This is a genomic window from Bacillus sp. EU63, from assembly GCF_038592915.1.
In the GTDB taxonomy this organism is placed as follows: domain Bacteria; phylum Bacillota; class Bacilli; order Bacillales; family Bacillaceae; genus Bacillus; species Bacillus velezensis.
The window spans coordinates 519,612-537,763 of record NZ_CP151944.1 but is presented as its reverse complement, the minus strand read 5'-3'; the positions used below and the strand labels follow the sequence as shown (position 1 = coordinate 537,763).

Annotated in this window: 19 protein-coding genes; 11 read left to right on the top strand and 8 right to left on the bottom strand. The window is 46.5% G+C overall.

Annotation, left to right across the window (positions count from 1 at the left end):
• Positions 1 to 102: 102 nt before the first annotated feature.
• On the top strand, positions 103 to 825 hold the full coding sequence (locus tag NYE38_RS02790; RefSeq protein ID WP_104843124.1) for a gamma-glutamyl-gamma-aminobutyrate hydrolase family protein: 723 nt from the start codon (positions 103 to 105) through the stop codon (positions 823 to 825).
• Between the two features lie 33 nt (positions 826 to 858).
• Here the strand turns inward: NYE38_RS02790 and NYE38_RS02785 are convergent, their stop codons facing one another.
• From NYE38_RS02785 to NYE38_RS02775, 3 genes are all read right to left on the bottom strand, one after another.
• The gene (locus NYE38_RS02785) at positions 859 to 3,012 is read right to left on the bottom strand and encodes an MMPL family transporter (RefSeq protein ID WP_025650281.1); all 2,154 of its coding nucleotides are present in this window, start codon (positions 3,010 to 3,012) and stop codon (positions 859 to 861) included.
• Between the two features lie 98 nt (positions 3,013 to 3,110).
• Positions 3,111 to 3,746: a response regulator transcription factor gene (locus NYE38_RS02780; RefSeq protein WP_014417035.1), complete on the bottom strand. Its 636-nt coding sequence runs from the start codon at positions 3,744 to 3,746 to the stop codon at positions 3,111 to 3,113.
• A complete protein-coding gene (locus tag NYE38_RS02775) occupies positions 3,739 to 4,956 on the bottom strand; it encodes a sensor histidine kinase (RefSeq protein ID WP_025650280.1) in 1,218 nt (405 codons plus the stop codon). Before NYE38_RS02775 ends, NYE38_RS02780 begins: the two co-directional genes overlap by 8 nt.
• Positions 4,957 to 5,368: 412 nt before the next feature.
• Here NYE38_RS02775 and NYE38_RS02770 point away from each other — a divergent pair, with 412 nt between their 5' ends.
• The 5 genes from NYE38_RS02770 to NYE38_RS02750 are packed head-to-tail and all read left to right on the top strand — an operon-like array spanning position 5,369 to position 7,687.
• Positions 5,369 to 5,614, top strand: a complete 246-nt coding sequence (locus NYE38_RS02770) for a hypothetical protein (protein WP_007409324.1) — start codon at positions 5,369 to 5,371, stop codon at positions 5,612 to 5,614.
• A 17-nt stretch (positions 5,615 to 5,631) separates the two neighbouring features.
• Positions 5,632 to 6,000 carry a spore coat protein gene (locus NYE38_RS02765; protein WP_014417029.1) on the top strand — a complete coding sequence of 123 codons (369 nt, stop codon included), beginning with the start codon at positions 5,632 to 5,634 and terminating at the stop codon, positions 5,998 to 6,000.
• 18 nt (positions 6,001 to 6,018) lie between these two features.
• Complete coding sequence (locus tag NYE38_RS02760) at positions 6,019 to 7,155, top strand: zinc-dependent alcohol dehydrogenase (RefSeq protein WP_014417028.1); 1,137 nt, start codon at positions 6,019 to 6,021, stop codon at positions 7,153 to 7,155.
• Between the two features lie 18 nt (positions 7,156 to 7,173).
• Complete coding sequence (locus tag NYE38_RS02755) at positions 7,174 to 7,380, top strand: hypothetical protein (RefSeq protein WP_014417027.1); 207 nt, start codon at positions 7,174 to 7,176, stop codon at positions 7,378 to 7,380.
• Positions 7,381 to 7,387: 7 nt separating this feature from the next.
• The gene (locus NYE38_RS02750; RefSeq protein ID WP_014417026.1) at positions 7,388 to 7,687 is read left to right on the top strand and encodes a spore coat protein; all 300 of its coding nucleotides are present in this window, start codon (positions 7,388 to 7,390) and stop codon (positions 7,685 to 7,687) included.
• Between the two features lie 65 nt (positions 7,688 to 7,752).
• Here NYE38_RS02750 and NYE38_RS02745 read toward each other — a convergent pair whose 3' ends face one another.
• Positions 7,753 to 9,141, bottom strand: a complete 1,389-nt coding sequence (locus NYE38_RS02745) for a PLP-dependent aminotransferase family protein (RefSeq protein ID WP_063636952.1) — start codon at positions 9,139 to 9,141, stop codon at positions 7,753 to 7,755.
• Positions 9,142 to 9,267: 126 nt separating this feature from the next.
• Between NYE38_RS02745 and NYE38_RS02740 the strand changes: the two genes are divergently transcribed.
• Positions 9,268 to 10,152, top strand: a complete 885-nt coding sequence (locus NYE38_RS02740) for a DMT family transporter (protein ID WP_063636953.1) — start codon at positions 9,268 to 9,270, stop codon at positions 10,150 to 10,152.
• A 76-nt stretch (positions 10,153 to 10,228) separates the two neighbouring features.
• Here NYE38_RS02740 and NYE38_RS02735 read toward each other — a convergent pair whose 3' ends face one another.
• A complete protein-coding gene (locus NYE38_RS02735) occupies positions 10,229 to 10,807 on the bottom strand; it encodes a TetR/AcrR family transcriptional regulator (RefSeq protein WP_021495037.1) in 579 nt (192 codons plus the stop codon).
• A 258-nt stretch (positions 10,808 to 11,065) separates the two neighbouring features.
• On the opposite strand from NYE38_RS02735, the gene NYE38_RS02730 reads away from it, so the two are divergent.
• Together NYE38_RS02730 and NYE38_RS02725 are read left to right on the top strand one after the other, a co-directional pair.
• The gene (locus NYE38_RS02730; RefSeq protein ID WP_063636955.1) at positions 11,066 to 12,256 is read left to right on the top strand and encodes an MFS transporter; all 1,191 of its coding nucleotides are present in this window, start codon (positions 11,066 to 11,068) and stop codon (positions 12,254 to 12,256) included.
• A gap of 196 nt (positions 12,257 to 12,452) precedes the next feature.
• Complete coding sequence (locus tag NYE38_RS02725; protein WP_022552664.1) at positions 12,453 to 12,815, top strand: hypothetical protein; 363 nt, start codon at positions 12,453 to 12,455, stop codon at positions 12,813 to 12,815.
• Between the two features lie 47 nt (positions 12,816 to 12,862).
• Here NYE38_RS02725 and NYE38_RS02720 read toward each other — a convergent pair whose 3' ends face one another.
• Positions 12,863 to 13,483, bottom strand: coding sequence for an FMN-binding negative transcriptional regulator (locus NYE38_RS02720; protein ID WP_021495040.1), 621 nt, complete (start codon positions 13,481 to 13,483; stop codon positions 12,863 to 12,865).
• Between the two features lie 117 nt (positions 13,484 to 13,600).
• Between NYE38_RS02720 and NYE38_RS02715 the strand changes: the two genes are divergently transcribed.
• Entirely contained in the window at positions 13,601 to 14,983 is a 1,383-nt protein-coding gene (locus tag NYE38_RS02715) for a PLP-dependent aminotransferase family protein (protein WP_257989092.1), read from the top strand.
• Positions 14,984 to 15,013: 30 nt separating this feature from the next.
• Here the strand turns inward: NYE38_RS02715 and NYE38_RS02710 are convergent, their stop codons facing one another.
• Both NYE38_RS02710 and NYE38_RS02705 read right to left on the bottom strand, forming a co-directional pair.
• A complete protein-coding gene (locus NYE38_RS02710) occupies positions 15,014 to 16,303 on the bottom strand; it encodes a Na+/H+ antiporter NhaC family protein (RefSeq protein WP_104843117.1) in 1,290 nt (429 codons plus the stop codon).
• A 223-nt stretch (positions 16,304 to 16,526) separates the two neighbouring features.
• Positions 16,527 to 16,931, bottom strand: coding sequence for a MerR family transcriptional regulator (locus NYE38_RS02705; protein WP_123117625.1), 405 nt, complete (start codon positions 16,929 to 16,931; stop codon positions 16,527 to 16,529).
• Between the two features lie 159 nt (positions 16,932 to 17,090).
• Here NYE38_RS02705 and NYE38_RS02700 point away from each other — a divergent pair, with 159 nt between their 5' ends.
• Positions 17,091 to 18,140: an NAD(P)-dependent alcohol dehydrogenase gene (locus NYE38_RS02700; protein ID WP_340801262.1), complete on the top strand. Its 1,050-nt coding sequence runs from the start codon at positions 17,091 to 17,093 to the stop codon at positions 18,138 to 18,140.
• Positions 18,141 to 18,152 lie beyond the last annotated feature (12 nt).

The following is an 18,152-nucleotide window of genomic DNA, read 5'->3' as shown; positions in this document are numbered from 1 at the left end:
GGTTTTTTTTTTGAAAGTTCACGTATCATGAAGAATAATTTCAAACTGATTTGTACAACCTACGTTCAGATTTATTATGAGCATGGTTCAGGGGGGCAAAGAATGGCCAAACGCATCGGAATTACGGGAAACATTATGGCTGATCAATCCGGTCCTTTCCCGGGTTATAATCGGGCATATGTCAATAATGATTATATTCAGTCTGTTTCTGAGGCCGGCGGTGTGCCGTTTATACTGCCGGTGATTCAAGAGACGGCGCTTGTAAAGGAACAGGTCTCTCATGTTGACGGGATCATTCTGTCCGGCGGTCAGGATATAGACCCGCTGTTTTACGGTGAAGAACCTTTACAGGCTTTAAGAAAGACCTTTCCTGATCGGGACGCCTACGAGAAGGAGCTGATTCTCACGGCGGTTGCTTTAGAAAAGCCGATTCTGGCCATCTGCCGGGGGATGCATATGTTAAACGTCACTTACGGGGGAACTTTATATCAGGATCTGACACACGCTTCATTTGCTGAAATCAAGCACGATCAAGAAAAAGATCCGCCGTTAAAAACCCATCATGTTTCCTTTGAAAAAGGGACACGTCTCCATTCTTTGTTTGGCGATTCAGCGCGGGTGAATTCATTCCATCACCAGATCATAAAAGAAACGGCGCCTTCGTTTAAAGCCGCGGCTTATGCGAAAGACGGGGCCATTGAAGCGATTGAACGGACGGGTGAATTATTTGTCGTCGGTGTGCAATGGCATCCTGAAATGCTGACAAAAAAACATGAAGACATGAAAAAGCTTTTTTCTCTTTTCATGAATGCGGTCAGCACATAAAAAAAGCAGATCATAACGATCTGCTTTTTCATTTTATTCTTCCGGTTTCTCCGGTGTTTTGCCTTGTGTCAGCTTATGGCCTTCGATATCCACATTCGGAATGATCTTATCCAGCCACTTCGGCAAGTACCAGGCCGCATGTCCCATCAGCTTCATGACACTCGGAATAATGGTCATTCTTACAATGAACGCATCAAAAAGAACACCGAAGGTCATTGCCAAGCCCATGGATTTGATCGTAGCTTCTCCCGCAAAGATGAATCCCGCAAAGACGAAAATCATGATCAGTCCCGCCGCTGTTACGACAGGTCCGCTATGTTTCAATCCGGCATGGATGGCTTGTACCGGATTTTTTGTTTTGACATATTCTTCTCTCATTCTGCTGACAAGGAATACTTGATAATCCATCGCCAGTCCGAAAAGAATACCGATCGCTAAAATAGGCAGGAAGGCGAGAATCGGGCCTTTTTCCGGAATGCTGAGTAAGCCGGTGAAATTCCCATCCTGCAGAACGAATACCGATAAGCCGAGTGTAGCGGTCATCGTCAGCAAAAAGCCGACGACGGCGGCAAGGGGCACGAGAAGCGAGCGGAAAACAACGGTCAGCAATACAAACGCAAACCCGACAATGAGAATGGCGAATTCCGGAATGGCATCGTTTAACCGGTCTGAAATATCAATGTTTACCGCGGTTGAACCGGTGACGAGCAGGCGGATGCCGTTTTTGTCTGATCGTTTCCGTATATCCTGCACTAACTCTTTCGTTGCCTTATCATTCGGCCCGGTTTCAGGCACTGCCGTAATAATGGCATAGTCCCCTTTTTCGTTCGGCATGGCCGGTGTGACGCTCGCCACATTGTGCAAGTCCTTCATTTCGTTCACGGCGTCTTGAAAAGCTTCACTTTTGTTCCCCTTGACCCCTTTTGCATCGGCAACAATTGTCAGCTTGCCGTTAAAACCCTCGCCGAATCCTTTAGACAACAGATCATAGGCGCGGCGATCCGGGCTGTCTTTCGCTTTCATTCCCGCATCAGGCAGCCCCAGCTCTAAATGCATGGCCGGCAGACTGATGACGGCTAAAAGAATAATGCTGAAAATGCTTAACAGAATAGGCTTCTTTGTAACGAAGCGCCCCCAGGCATTCGTGTCGGCGCTTTTCTTTTCTTTCTTCTTGTTTGATTTCGGAATCATCCGTTTTCCTGCGATTGACAACACCGCAGGCACCAGCGTAACAGAAGCCGATACAGCCATCAGCACACTGAGTGCCGCAGTCAACCCCATGGCAGACATGAACGGAATGCCGACAACGGTCAATCCGCAAAGCGCGACGATCACGGTCAGTCCCGCAAAAACGACGGCGCTGCCAGCCGTTCCCGCGGCTTTCGCGATCGATTCATTTTTTTGTACACCTTCGCCCAAAAACTGACGATGCTTCGTAAAGATAAACAGCGCATAATCAATCCCGACGGCCAGTCCGATCATTCCGGATAATGAGAGACTGACCGAGGCTATCGTAAAGAACTGTGTCCCGATTAACGTCAGCGCGACGCTTACGCCTAACCCAATCAGGGCCGTGACAATCGGAAGCCCCGCTATGACTAATGAACCAAACGTAATAGCCAGTACGACGAATGCCAGCACAACGCCGACAATTTCAGATACACCGCCGATTTCAACACCGGCCCCCGGCACATCGCCGCTGAGCTCCGTCTGCAGACCTTTGTCTCCTGCGGCGGACAGACTGTGTTTAATATGTGAAACAGACGCATCCGTAATGTCATCCGCCGCTTTTTTGTACGTAATATCGGCATATGCCACTGATCCGTCTTTAGAAATGGTTCCTATCTCAAAAGGACTTGCAATCGAAGCGACTGAATGATCTGTTTTGATCTTCTTTAATGTCTCTTCAATCGCTTGTTTTTCCGGTTTTGACGTCAATTTCTTCCCGTCTTCAGCTCCGAAAATAACCCGTATGCTTCCTTTATCGGGACCCTTTGAAAATTCTTTTTGAATCATATCCATCGCCTTTTCAGAAGGTGTGTCGGGAATTGACATATCCTCAGAAAAAGCAGGTTTTAACGAGATGGCGATCACAATCGAAGCGATCAGTATCACGAGCCACGCACTGATCATTTTTAATCGATTGCGGGCAGACCATCCCCCTAATTTATATAAAAAACCAGACATCGAATACTCCTCTCCAATCATTACTTTCTGCCTAATTGTAGTTCACATTCACATAAAAAAAACGTACATAGGGGCATGTACGTTTGGGCAGTTTTTCATTATATATTCAGTTTCAGAATGCCTTTTTGCATGGCAATGGTGACGGCTTCCGTCCGCGAATCAGCGCCTAATTTGTTATAAATCGATGTTAATCTCGCTTTTACCGTCCGCTCTGAGATTCCTAAATCGAAGGCGATCGCTTTGCTTTTATGTCCTTGCGCAACGGCTTGCAGAACTATGATTTCCTTTTCCGTCAGCTGTGTTTCATTGGCATTTGCCCGTTCCATTTTCATTTCCCGGAAACGCCGCAAGATGTCCGGCTGCAGAAGCACTTCTCCCCTGACCGCCGCATCCATCGTATGAAATAAGGTTTCTGAGCTTGTGTCCTTCAGCAGATAACCGTTCGCGCCTGATTCGATGCCTTCTATCATCAGATGATCTTCATTATAGGTCGTCAAAATAATGATCGGCACATCAGAATGCTCTTTTATCTGTTTAATGGCTTCCAGCCCGCTCATTTCCGGCATGTACAGATCCATGAGAATGACATCGGGCTTTAGTTCCTCTGCGAGGCGGACGGCGGTTTTCCCGTTTTCCGCTTCTCCCGTTATGGTGTAATGGTCATTTGTTTCTATCAAAAGCTTCAGACCTTCTCTGACGACAAGATGGTCATCTGCTATTAACACTTTATACATGTTCCGCCTCTCCCTGAATTGGTATGATGATCTCAATTTGAGTCCCCGCTGATCTGGCGCTTGTTATACGGAAAGTGCCGTTCATCATATTGACGCGTTCTTGTATCCCAAGCAGCCCGTAATGTCCGCTTTTTCTCATTTCTGTTCCGGCATCAAAGCCTTTCCCGTCATCTTTGACGGTTATGCGGATCTGTCTCTCTTCTTCCCGAACGGACACCCAGACATTTTTTGCTTCTGCATGCTTGGCGGCGTTTGTCAGGCCTTCTCCGATCATGTAATGGCAATTCTCCGCCGTATGAACGTCAAGCACATGATGCACGCTGTAATCTAAAAAACAAGACAGCCCGGAGGCTTCTGTAAAATGGTTGATTTGTTCAGTGATGCTTTCTTTTAAGAAGCCGATCTCTTCTGATTTGCTGCGAAGGTTGTCAATGGCCAAGCGCGCATCAGCCAATGTGCCCTTCACTCTTTCCATTGACTGGCTGATGATGTCTTTCGCTCTGTCAGTGTTATCTTTCGAAAGATGAACTTGCACCGCTTCAAGCTGCATGTGCAAGCTGACCAATCCTTGGGCAAGCGTATCGTGCAAATCTCTCGCCATCCGCTGTCTTTCATTCTGAAGCGTCAGCTGTTTCACTTGCCGGTGAGCGAGCTCTAATTTTTCAAGCGTCATCTGTGTTTTTATTTTTTCATCAACTTGCGCGAAAAATGTGGCCGCATACGTGATAATCACGATCATGATGGGAGCGGCGATAACGATGAAACGCAGCAGATGATGCGGATGCTCCTGATGCAGGGCTGTTATGGACATTAAAATGAAAAGATAGAGTATGAGCAGCGTTTTTCCCTTATCCGACATTCCGATAATCTGCCCAATTAAAAAGGCATAGAGACCGATCACCAGCGCGATATAGCCGCCGGTCATCAAGTTAGCCGATGTATATATGATAAATCCCTGTATGATGAAATAAAGAAACGTCTTTTTCTTCACCCAGCGATGGGAATGCCAGTGCAGCACGGTAAAAATGACGATCAATATCGTGAATAACAGCTGCAAAAAAACCGTCCAGCTTTCATAAATGTACTGCAAAGAGACTGATGCGGCATATACCATTAAAATAAACGCCAGACCGGGCACCCGAAGCGCAAGCATATGCAATGAGCGTCTGTCACGGGAGACGTAGTCTTCTTGATGTTTTGTACCAAACAATCTCTGTCCACTTCCTTTTAGCCGACCGGCCTCACGAGGTTTTATTCTATTTGTCATCATACCATATATGCCTTCTTCTCACCTTCCCCTTCTGTCCCTGCATGACGAGTGAAAGAAAAAACAGCCTGCGGGATTGTTCGCAAGCTGTTTTTGTTCATATCTTTTTTATGACCTTCCCCGGGTTTCAGCGGTCTCGTCTCCCGCGCGGCAAAACAGCCCGCGCATCAGAAAAACGTTCAGGACACCAACAGCCGTTCCATGTGAACAAGAGGAAGCGATTGTGCTTCCTCTTTTTTGATGTACCGTCAGATTTCTTCTCTCTTTTTTCTTATAAACAAAATTTGTAAGACTAGAGCTCTTTTCTCAGGGGAAATTAATTACGTATTTTTAGAAAGGGAGGTTTCAGACGATTATGGAAAAGCGTGAATTAGCGGCTCACGAGTCGCTGGACTTACATGAAATCATTAACTTCAAGACGCTTTGTGTAGCGAAATCCAAGCTCATGCAAGGGCTTGTGTTTGATCAGGATCTGAAAACGTTAATGGAAAAAGACGTTCAGCAAGCCTCTCAAGACCTGGCTGATCTGCAGGCGGTTTATGAACGGGCAACGTTTCAGGCTCCCGTTCCTCAAAACCGGCCGACTTCGATCATCAATTGAAAGGAAGGTAAGCATCATTGAATCATGACCATTTAGATCCGATCAATTCATTACATGTCCCTGAACTTGCGGATATGACATTCGCAATGGATTTTCTCATACGCGCCAAAGAAGGCGTCAGAAATACCGCCGTTGCTTTAACAGAAACCGCTTCACCTGATGTAAGAGCTTTGCTGCGCAAACAGCTCATGCAGGGAATCGCGATGCATCAGGAGATAACAGACTTGATGGTCAGCAAAAAGTGGTTTCACCCGCATGATTTGAGCGAACAGTATAAATTGGATCAGCTCTCTGCAAAAAATACCCTCATGGTCGGAAGCATGAACCTGTTTCCCGTTGAAACAAACAGAAAAGGGATGTTTGACCGCACACCTGATGAACACTAACACTGGAGGTATTACAGCATGAAGGCCGTAACGTATCAAGGAGTGAAAAACGTCGTTGTCAAAGACGTGCCTGATCCGAAGATTGAAAAACACGATGACATGATTATAAAAGTCACAAGTACGGCAATTTGCGGATCAGATTTACATTTAATCCACGGACTCATCCCGAATTTGCAGGAAGACTACATCATCGGCCATGAACCGATGGGCATCGTGGAAGAAACCGGTCCCGGCGTGACGAAAGTCAAAAAAGGCGACCGCGTCATTATTCCTTTTAATATCGCCTGCGGAGAATGCGTTTATTGTAAGAATCACCTGGAAAGCCAGTGTGATCAATCAAATGAGAACGGCGATATAGGCGCTTATTTCGGCTATTCAGGAAATGCCGGCGGCTATCCGGGAGGCCAGGCCGAATATTTGCGCGTTCCATTTGCGAACTTTACCCACTTTAAAGTTCCCGAAACATGCGAAGAACCGGATGAGAAACTGAGTGTTATTTCCGATGCGATGACAACCGGCTTTTGGAGCGTCGACAATGCCGGCGTAAAAGAAGGCGATACAGTTATCGTTCTCGGCTGCGGGCCCGTGGGCCTTTTCGCTCAAAAATTCTGCTGGTTAAAGGGAGCGAAACGCGTAATAGCCGTAGACTATGTCAACTACCGTCTCCAGCATGCGAAACGGACGAATAAAGTAGAAATCGTGAACTTCGAAGACCACGAAAATACAGGCAGCTACCTGAAGGAAATCACCAAAGGCGGCGCCGACGTTGTCATTGACGCCGTCGGCATGGACGGAAAAATGACGGATCTCGAGTTCCTCGCCAGCGGATTAAAACTTCAGGGCGGGGCGATGAGCGCATTGGTCATCGCGTCCCAAGCGGTGCGAAAAGGCGGAACGATCCAGATTACGGGTGTGTACGGCGGCAGATACAACGGGTTTCCCCTTGGCGATATCATGCAGCGGAACGTCAATATCCGATCAGGACAAGCTCCGGTCATCCACTATATGCCGTATATGTTTGAATTGGTGTCAACCGGCAAAATTGATCCGGGCGATGTTGTAAGCCATGTCATTCCGCTCAGTGAAGCGAAGCACGGCTATGAGATGTTTGACACGAAAACAGATGATTGTATTAAAGTTGTACTCAAACCTTAAAGAACGGAGGCTACAGAAATGGCCAGCGCCTTACATGAATTACTCGAAATTCAGGAGATGGCTTCTTTTAAGTCACTTTGTCTGACGAAATCCAAAACCATGAAAGCGCTCGTATCCGATCCGCAGCTGAAAGAAATCATGCAGCAGGATGTGGATACATCAACAAGGCAATTGCAGGAATTTGCCTCGATTTTATCTGATGCACAGCATGAAATGAGGAGATGAATCACGAATGAATCCGATTATTGAATACTTGACGGGAATGAATGCACTGACAGACCAAATTGTCGCAATGGATTTATTGAATTCGGCAAAAAGCGGTGTCAGAAACTATGCGATGGCGGCGACGGAAGCCGGAACGCCTGAAGTGAAAGCGATCCTCACCCGGCACTTAGAAGAAGCCCTTGACATGCACGAGCAAATCTCACGCTATATGATGGAAAAAGGCTGGTATCACCCGTGGAACACAAATGAACAAGTCCGGCTCAATTTGCAAAATATTGATACGGCGCTCCGCCTGCCCGTCCTATAAATTGTTTTGCTGCTGAGACAGCACCCCTGACTCAAGCTTCAGTATTTCAAACTGTGAGCTGCCTTTTACAGCGCCCAGGCGGCTCTCAGTTTTTTTATACCTTCTTGTATATTGGTTTCAGAAACCCCCGCGAAACCGAGAGAAACTGTTTTTTCAGGGAGCTGTTTTTGATAGGTGAGAGACACGGGATAGATTTTGACTCCTTGTTCCTCCGCCTTTTCAATCAGCTCTTTTTCACTGAAAGGCAGCTGAACGTCAAGTAAAATCCGCAGCCCGGAATTTTCTCCGCGAATCCTGACGTATTGTCCCAGCTCGCGCCGCACGGCCTCTAATAATACCGCTCTTTTTTTCCGGTACAGCTTTCTCATTCTGTTAATATGTTTCTGCCACTCTCCGCTTTTGATAAATTGAGCCAGCGTCAGCTGACTGTGGCAGGAGACGGTCTGCTTATATAAAGAAGCGATTTCCCTGCCTTTTTCGATAAGCGGCAAAGGAAGAATCATATAGCTGATGCGAAGCGAAGGAAGCAGAGATTGGGAAAACGTTCCCATATAAATAACACGGTGATGCTGATCAAGCCCTTGCAATGATGGGATCGGCTGGCCGGTGTATCGGAATTCACCGTCATAATCATCTTCTATAATGAACGATTGATGTTCCTTCGCCCATTTCAGCAGCTGAATCCTTCTGTTTACCGGCATAATCGTTCCTAACGTAAATTGATGAGAAGGCGTGACATATACAAGACGCGGCCGCTCTTCATTCAGCTTCCGGATACAGACTCCTTCATCATCGACGGGTATCGGAATGATCTTCATGTGATTGGCTTTAAAAATCTCCCTCGCTCTCGGAAAACCCGGATCTTCATATCCGATGGATAGATTTGCTTCAAATATTTTGCACAGCATTTGCAAAAGAGCAGGGTTCCCGGCGCCGACTATCACTTGTTCAGGACGGCAATTCACGCCGCGCGACTGATATAAGTATTCTGAAATGAGCGTTCTCAGTTCAAGCTCGCCCAAATCATCCCCGGGCCGATACAGCTCGTGCCCATATTGATCTAAGCTTGCAACCATGCTTTTGCGCCATGCCGAAAAAGGAAAATGAGCGGCATCCACAGTGCCGTAGTGAAAATCAATCCATTGGCGGTCTTCCTTCGCCTTTGTTTGAACAGGCGAAGCACCCGGCTTTTTCACATAGACGGCGTCCGAGTCATAATCGGCAAACCATCCGCTTCTCGGCTTACTGACAATATAGCCTTCGGCGGCAAGCTGTTCATAGGCACGCTCCACAGTCGTCTGACTGATGGAAAGCTGACTTGACAAAAGCCTTTTTGAAGGAAGCTTCAGTCCTTTAGGAATACGGCCCTGATGCATATTTTCCTTAAAATGCCGATAAAGCTGCTGATAAAGCGGAATATCCAGATCTCTATTTAAAAATGGCGTGATATCCATTTTTACTCCCTCCAAACTGGCATTCTTCTTTTTATAAAAACTGGCCATTTGTATATGGCCAATTTCAGTTTATAGTCATTATAAACTTTGAAAATGGGTTTAGAAATATATATTGGAGTGATTGGAATGAATAAGGCCGCAAACGGCTGGATTAACGGATTTATCGGCGTGCTCATTTTCAGCGGCTCGCTTCCCGCGACCCGCTTGGCTGTAGCGGACTTTGACCCGGTATTTCTCACCGTATGCCGCGCCGCGATAGCCGGTATATTGGCAGGCGCTCTGCTCCTCATTTTTCAGGAGAAACGCCCTGCCAAAAGCGACATCATTTCACTACTAACAGTAGCGCTCGGCGTCGTGATCGGTTTCCCGCTGCTTACAGCATTAGCGCTTCAGCATGTCACATCCGCTCATGCCATTGTCTACATCGGGCTTCTCCCGCTTGCGACAGCGATCTTCGGCGTACTGCGAGGAGGCGAACGGCCCAGGCCGGTCTTTTGGATTTTCTCGGCTGCCGGCAGCATCCTCGTAGCCGGATATGCTCTGCTGCAAGGAGGGGAATCCTCTCCGCTCGGTGATACGTACATGATCGCTTCGATTATCGTGTGCGGTCTCGGTTATGCCGAAGGCGCCCGCCTCTCCCGGCGGCTTGGCAACTGGCAGGTGATCTCTTGGGCTCTCGTTTTATCGCTTCCCCTTATGTTCATCCTGTCTTTCTGCTTCATGCCGGACTCATGGTCAAACATCGGCGCGCCCGCACTGCTCAGTCTTGCATATGTCTCAATATTCAGCATGTTGATCGGCTTCGTATTCTGGTATCGCGGACTCGCCCAGGGAGGCATCGCCGCGGTCGGACAGCTGCAGCTTCTGCAGCCTTTCTTCGGGCTGTTACTGGCCGCCATGATTCTCCATGAAAAAGCAGGATGGGAACTTGCGGCGGTAAACGTCGGCGTTATCGCTTGCGTGGCGGCCGCCCGGCAGTTCGCAAATCAATCAGAAAAGGCCGAACAATGAACTTGTTCGGCCTTTCATTATATTCCGCCCATAGGCAGCAGAAGTCTGCATCTCTTTCACATGATCCGAGTATTTTTCAGGCAGGCTGAACTCCCTTAAACGCACTCATCACCAGATCATGCACATAGGAATCATTCACCTCATCACCTGTGATCAACAGGCGATAGAAAATCGGTCCGTAAATGAGATCGATGCTTACGTCAATATCAAGATTCTCTCTTAATTCACCTTTTTGAATTCCCTTTTCCAGAAGGCCTTTCGCTTGGAGGCGGCGGGGCTGGAAAAATCGCGTGCGATATTCTTCCGCCAATTTTGCATCCAGCTGCCCCGCACCGATTAATTCCTTAATAACGGTTCCTTCCCGGCTCGTCAAAAACCTTGCTAAATTCGTGGCGTGGGTCAATATATCTTGCACTGTTGATCCTGTATCGGGCACAGGCAGTCTGTCCGTAGCGGTCGAAAGAAAGCTGTCCATGATAACGGCAGCCTTGTTTGACCACCATTTATAAATCGTTGCCTTACTCACTTTGGCACGCTCAGCAATTTTATCGACTGTCACCGCGTCAAAGCCATTTTCCAACAGTAGGTCATAGGCTGCAGAAAGAATCGCCTTATGTGTTCCTTCATCGCGCGGCCGTCCTCGTTTACTCTGCACATGAATCATTCCTTCCCGAATTATAAACGATACGTTCAGTATACTTAACCTGTATAAAAAAAGAAAACAGAAACCCATTTACAAAACTGAACGTTTAGTATATCATTTGCTTATAATAAAACTAAACGTTTAGTTTACAAAGTAACTTGAGGGAAATCTTGATGAAACACAGACTCCAAAAGCCTCTGCGTAAAGGAGATGAATCAGCAAATCATTTATCAAGCATCATAAAAACCACTTAAAAAGGAGTTCATTCATATGGCTAAAGAAAACAAACAGACAGCAGATCAGGGAATTTCACCTGGTTTAACCCTTCTTCTCGCAACGGCATGCGGTATCATTGTCGCTAATCTTTATTATGCACAGCCCTTGGCAGGATTCATTAGTGCGGCAATCGGACTTTCTCCAAGCAGCGCCGGACTGATTGTCACGCTGACCCAAATCGGATACGTTGCCGGCTTACTGTTTCTCGTCCCTTTGGGAGACATTATCGAAAACAAAAAACTTGTCGTTGTATCGCTCCTTCTAAGCGCAGCCGCTTTGACACTGACAGCATTTGTGAAGCATGGAACACTGTTTTTAACCGCTGCGTTTTTCATCGGACTGGGATCAATCGCGGCCCAAGTGCTAGTTCCGTTCGCATCATACCTTGCACCAGATGCCGCACGCGGCCGGGTTGTCGGCAATGTGATGAGCGGCCTGCTGCTCGGTATTATGCTTTCCCGTCCGATATCCAGCCTGGTCGCTGATATATGGGGGTGGAATGCCATATTTGCTTTATCCGCCGCGTTAAGTGTTGTCCTGGCAATCATCTTATCAAAAGTGCTTCCTGCCAGAAAACCAACAGCAAACACAAGCTACACCGTCTTACTCGGTTCAATGTGGAAGCTGCTGCGCACGACTCCGGTCTTACGCCGCCGTGCCATTTATCATGCGTTTGTATTTGGCGCTTTCAGCTTATTCTGGACGACTGTGCCTTTATTATTGTCCGGTCCTGCTTTTCATTTTTCTCAAAAGGCAATCGCGCTGTATGCATTAGCGGGCATTGCGGGTGCAGCGGCTGCACCGATAGGCGGCCGTCTGGCTGATCGCGGCTTGACCCGGCTTGCCACCGGAATCGCTCTCGGTGTTGTCATCGTTTCTTTATTACTCCCGCTCATGATTCAGAGCAGCTCCCCCGTCGGAATAGCAGTTCTGGTGGCCGCTGCTATCCTGTTGGATATGGGGGTATCTGCCAATCTCGTACTCAGTCAGCGTGCCATTTTTTCGTTGGCACCTGAATTTCGCAGCCGATTAAACGGATTATTTATGGCAATCTTCTTTCTCCGCGGTGCTATAGGATCATCAATCGGAGGATGGGCATACGCCTCAGGCGGGTGGAGTATCACATTATGGATTGGAATCGCTTTTCCGGTCATAGCATTGCTTTATTTCACCACAGAGAAATAAGCCTTTCACCAAAAATAAGCCGTCAGGACCAAGCTGACAGCTTTTTTTGGTGTATTCTTCTTTACATCCATCCGAACAAAAAATCCGGATTCATGAAAAGATGATATTGATTCTTTACGCCCCGCTCACATAGCAGAAACGGTAAAACCATGTCATAATATGTTAAGAAATAATTGCGCCATAGGCAGGTGAGCACATGAAGAAGTATTTATATAAACACCTTTTGTTAGCTCTCGTTTCGTCCGTTTGCTTTTTATTGGTCTTTTATGTGGGTTTAAAAATGACACAGGAAGACACACCGCCGTTGTCTTCTTACCCGTTTTACCTTTTTATTTATCTTTACATCACAGCCGGATATTTGACGGTCGGCCTTGTTTTAGCTTGTATGACTGATATCTTGAAAAACCGCTGGACATTGAATAAAACGTCTTCCATTCTATTGAAACTTATCGTTTACTTACTCATACCGTATGCTATTTTTCATTCTTTCTTCATTTTAATGGCGCCGTTGATTTATGTGCTGTTTGAGTCGTTATTCATCCTGAGAAAAGCTTCGTAACCTGAAAAAACATACCGCATGCTGCCGGTATGTTTTTAGTATGCTTGTCAGTTGTTCGCAGTGATCCGTTTGATGTTTTCTTCCATCAAGCCGGAAATGAGCTGTTCGTTTGTATGAGGAATCTGTTTGAGCTGTTGTACGACCAGCCCTTGTCTTGCGGCTGAATGATTTTGACTCAGCTTTGCTTTCCCCTCTATTTTGCTGATTTTGATTTTAAAACCTTTTACCCCTTTGTTCATGCCTGCCAGCAATTTCGCATCGACATCCTCTAATTTGTACGGGCTGTCGGGGCTTTCGTATTTCAATACGAGATCACTCATCGACTGCACGGTTTCTTCCTCATCCAAAAGCTCCGCCTCTCCGTAAACATGAACCGCCACATAATTCCATGTGGGAACAGCCTGATTCGTCTCATACCATTTAGGCGAGATATAACAATGAGGCCCTTGAAAAACGGCTAACACGTTTTGGCCATCAATCTCTTTCCATTGGGGGTTCGGCAATGCAAAATGACCGTATAAGCATTCGTTATTCTTACTCATCATCAATGGCAGGTGGGTTGCATACGGCATGCCTTCCGCCGTTGAAAACAATGCTGCGAAACCATACTCTTTGATTACATCGCACGCTTCAGCTTCACTCAGCTGAAATGGAGCGGGAATATACATAAAAACTCTCCTCTCTGAACATGGATTGATAAAGCGCTTTCCGCTATAATAAGATATCAACTGACATTTAAAAAGGTACAGTTTTGAATAAATATACGTGTCAGAGGAGAACATCTGATGAAAAATATGATTTTCGCTTTCGAAAGCGATACCCCGAAATACAAACAAATTTATGAGCAATTTAAAACATTGATTGAGCAGGGAAATATTCAGGCAGATGAGCGGCTGCCTTCAATTCGGGAGCTGGCAGATTCTCTGCGGGTAAGCCGTAATACAACGCTGATGGCCTATGATTTGCTTTTAGCGGAGGGATACATTCGCGGAGAAACACGCAAAGGATATTTTGCTAATGAAATAGAACCCTCTTTATTTCAACAAGAACATGATGTTGTTTACGCTGAGAAAACCGAATCAACTCAGCCGATCCTGATTGATTTTCGTGCCGGAGCCGTCGATCAAAATCATTTTCCTCTGAAAACATGGAGAAAATTATACAATCAAGTTTTGACATCAGAGAAAAGCTTTCTGTACGGTGAACCGTTCGGCGAGAGAGACCTGCGTGAACAAATTGCCGCTTATCTCTTGGAATCCCGCGGAGTGAAAACAGATGCGGATTCCATTATCATCGGCAGCAGCACCCAGCAGATGCTGATATATCTCAGCCGGATTCTGAAAGAGGATTTTTCGGGAATGATCGTTGAAGACCCGGGATTTGACGGTGCCAGAGCGGCTTTTCAATTTCATGGGCTTTCTCTGGAGACGATGCCTGTCTATGAAAACGGAGCTGATTTTTCTCAATTACATGCAATGAAAGAAAAATTAATCTATGTGACCCCTTCCCATCACAGCCCTTACGGCGTAAGCATGTCCATTCAGCAGCGCCAAACTCTGATCAATTGGGTGAATCATAGAGAGGGTTATATTCTTGAGGATGATTATGACAGTGAATTCCGTTATACACAGCAGCCGTTTCCCGCTCTTGCTTCCATTCAATCAGACCGGGTGATTTATTTAGGGAATTTCTCAAAATCCTTTCTTCCTGGCATCCGCATAAGCTATATGGTTTTGCCGCAACGCCTTTTGCACCGGTATAAAAAACGGTTTATTCATTTCGAAAGCACCGCTTCTTCGCTTAACCAGCTGACCATGGCTGAATTGATGAAGGCCGGTGAATGGACCCGCCATATTAAGCGCATGCGTATTGTTTACAGGCGCAAAATGCACCACTTGATTTCACATGTAAAGCAGCAGTTCGGCGAGCATGTGACGATCATCGGCGAGCAGTCGGGATTGTATATATTGGTGAGAGTTCACCTGAACTATACAGAAGAAACATTAATCAAACGCGCTTTTCAGTACGGAGTGAAGGTATATCCTACCGCCGATTATTTCGTTGCCGAAAAACCCGAACCGCCGATCATAAAGCTGGGTTTCGCCCATCTCGATACGGATCAGATCACACAGGGCGTACAGCTTTTGAGAAATGCTTGGCTGTCATGAAAGAAAAAAGGCGCCGAACGGCGCCTTTTTTTATTTCGTATTTCTTGTGAATTTCGGCAGTCCAAATATGATGGCGGCGATGCCGCAGATTCCGATGAAAACGGGATAGAAAGAGTATGGCAGGATGCTGACTGGTGAAATATTCCCGAATTTTCCGGCTGATAACAGCTGCGCGCCGTAAGGAATCAATCCTTGAATCATGCACGAAAAGATATCCAGAATACTTGCCGATTTTCTGTTGTCGATGTTGAATTTATCAGCGATATTCTTTGCAATCGGCCCGGCTGCAATAATGGAGATCGTATTATTGGCCGCAGCCAGATTCGTCACGCTGACCAGTCCGGCAATGCCGGCTTCGGCGCCTTTTTTCGAACGGATTCGTTTCGTGATGAACTCCAGTAAAAAGTCGATCCCGCCGTTTTGTTTCATCACGCCGACCATCCCTCCGATCAGCATGGACAGGATGATCAGATCGCTCATTCCGGCAATTCCATCCGTAATCGCCTTAAAATAAGAATCAAACGTCAGGCTGCCGCACGCTAACCCTATGATTCCCGTCAAAATCAATCCGCCGAATATGACAGCCATCACATTAATACCGATTAACGCAAAAACCAACACGGCGATATAAGGAAGCACCTTAATCAAGCTGTAAGATGCAGCTCCCGTATGGACGGCGTGTCCTGCCGGAATAAAAAATAAGATAATAACAGTTACCATGGCAGCGGGCAAAACAATCAGAAAGTTCGTTTTGAATTTATCCCTCATTTGTGTTTTTTGCGTCCGGACTGCCGCAATGGTCGTATCGGAAATAAAAGAAAGATTATCTCCGAACATAGCTCCGCCGACCACAGCCGCAATCGGAATCGCGGCGGAGATGCCAAGCTCGCCGCTCAAACCCGCGCTGATCGGCGCAACCGCCGCAATCGTGCCCATTGATGTTCCCATCGATATAGAAATAAAACAAGCAATGATAAACAGCCCCGGCAGCAAAAACTGCTGCGGAATAACGCTCAAAGCAAGATTGACAGTTGAATGCACCGCCCCCATCGCTTCAGCCGCTGAAGCAAAGGCACCTGCCAATATAAAAATCATAACCATAATGATAATATCAGGATGCCCCGCACCGGAAGCGAACCATTCTATTTTTTGATTGAGCGATTTCTTCCGGTTAAATAACAGCGCAAAAGCTGACGCAATAATCGCGGCAATCAAGATCGGCAATTTATAAAAATCTCCGGTCACCAGACCAGAGCCGACAAAAAGCCCTACGAATAAGACTAAAGGCAATAACGCCCAAGGGTTCTTTTTATTGTTCATCTGGGTAAACCACCTCTTTTCAGCATTAAAGTCGCTAATCACAGTCTAAGCAACATTTCACACTTTAAAAGTCTGCAGTAAAAAAGTCAAGCTGAAAAAAGGATAAGTAATGATTGATAAGATAGAAAAAGCTGTTTTGTTTCCTCTCTTTAGAAAATAAAAAAACCAAGGCTCGTTTCCCTTGGTACATTTCATGCGGCCCCGCGTCCGGGACACCTTCTCTTCATTCAGAAATACAGTCAGCTTTCAATCTGTTTTTAAGTTTCGCTTCATTTTCAAGGATATCTTCGTAATCCTCAATCTTCCTGTTTAATCGTTTTATGGTTTCATCAATTTCCCTCTGTTTCTCCGTCAGCCTTTTCCTTTCATTTATCAGGATGTTTTTTCGGGGTTCGATCGTATGATCGGCTCCTTCAATAAATAAAGCGGTATATTCAATCAGCGCCTCAATCGACAGCCCGGCACTTCTCATGCATTTTATAAATTGAATCCAATTCACATCATCTTCGTCATAATCGCGGATGCCGCTTTCATCGCGTTTTACCGGAGGAATCAGTCCTATACTTTCATAATACCTAAGCGTTGCGGCTGATAACTCAACCTGCTTTGCAGCCTGTGCAATCTTCATATTCTTACCACCCGTCCTTCATACCTTTCATAAGCGTGCCATTATAGAATATCATTTCATAAAAAAATAAACCAAACTCCTTGACTTAAAGTCCGCTTTAACATTTAAAGTAAAACCGAACAGAGGATTCATCACTTTACCTTGGAAAGGAAGATAACCATGTGTAATAATCATCCGACTCGTGTATTAAGCGCTCCGCATGCAAAAGCTAAATTTGAGCAGACGACGATTGAGAGAAGAGCATTACGGCCGCACGATATCCTGATTGATATTAAGTACAGCGGGATTTGTCACTCAGACATCCACAGCGCATTCGATGAATGGGGCGGCGGAATCTTTCCGATGGTTCCCGGGCACGAAATTGCCGGAGTTGTGGAAGCCGTGGGTGAAGACGTCACCACATTTGCCGTCGGCGACCGTGTGGGTGTCGGCTGTTTTGTAGACTCCTGCGGGGAATGTGAATACTGCCTTAACGGAGACGAACAATATTGCACAAAAGGCGTTGTTCAGACTTATAATAACCTGGACTACGACGGAAACCCTACATACGGCGGCTACAGCCAGAAAATAGTTGTCACTGACAGATTCGTTGTCCGGATTCCCGATCAGCTGGATTTGGATGCTGCCAGCCTGCTATTGTGCGCGGGCATTACCACGTATTCTCCGCTGAAACACTGGAATGCCGGCCCCGGCAAAAAAGTGGCGATTGTCGGAATGGGCGGGCTCGGACATTTAGCCGTTCAATTCGCGCACGCTTTAGGCGCAGAGGTCACCGTCCTCAGCCGCTCAATGAACAAAAAAGACGAAGCGCTTGAATTTGGAGCCGATCATTACTTTGCAACAAGCGATCCGGATACATTTATTGAGCTGGCCGGACGTTTTGATCTTATTTTAAATACAGTATCCGCGAACCTTGACGTAGATGCCTACTTATCTCTGCTTCGCATTGACGGTACATTGGTAAATGTGGGAGCGCCCGCTAAGCCGGATTCATACAGTGTGTTCTCCTTAATCACGGGCCGCCGCAGCATTGCGGGTTCACTCGTCGGCGGTATTCCGCAGACTCAGGAGATGCTTGATTTTGCCGCCGAGCACGGCATTGCTCCTAAAATTGAAGTGATACCGGCCGATCAAGTCGACGAAGCGTACGAACGGGTTCTCCAAAGCGATGTCCGCTACCGTTTCGTCATTGATATTGCAACTTTATAATCGATATAAAAA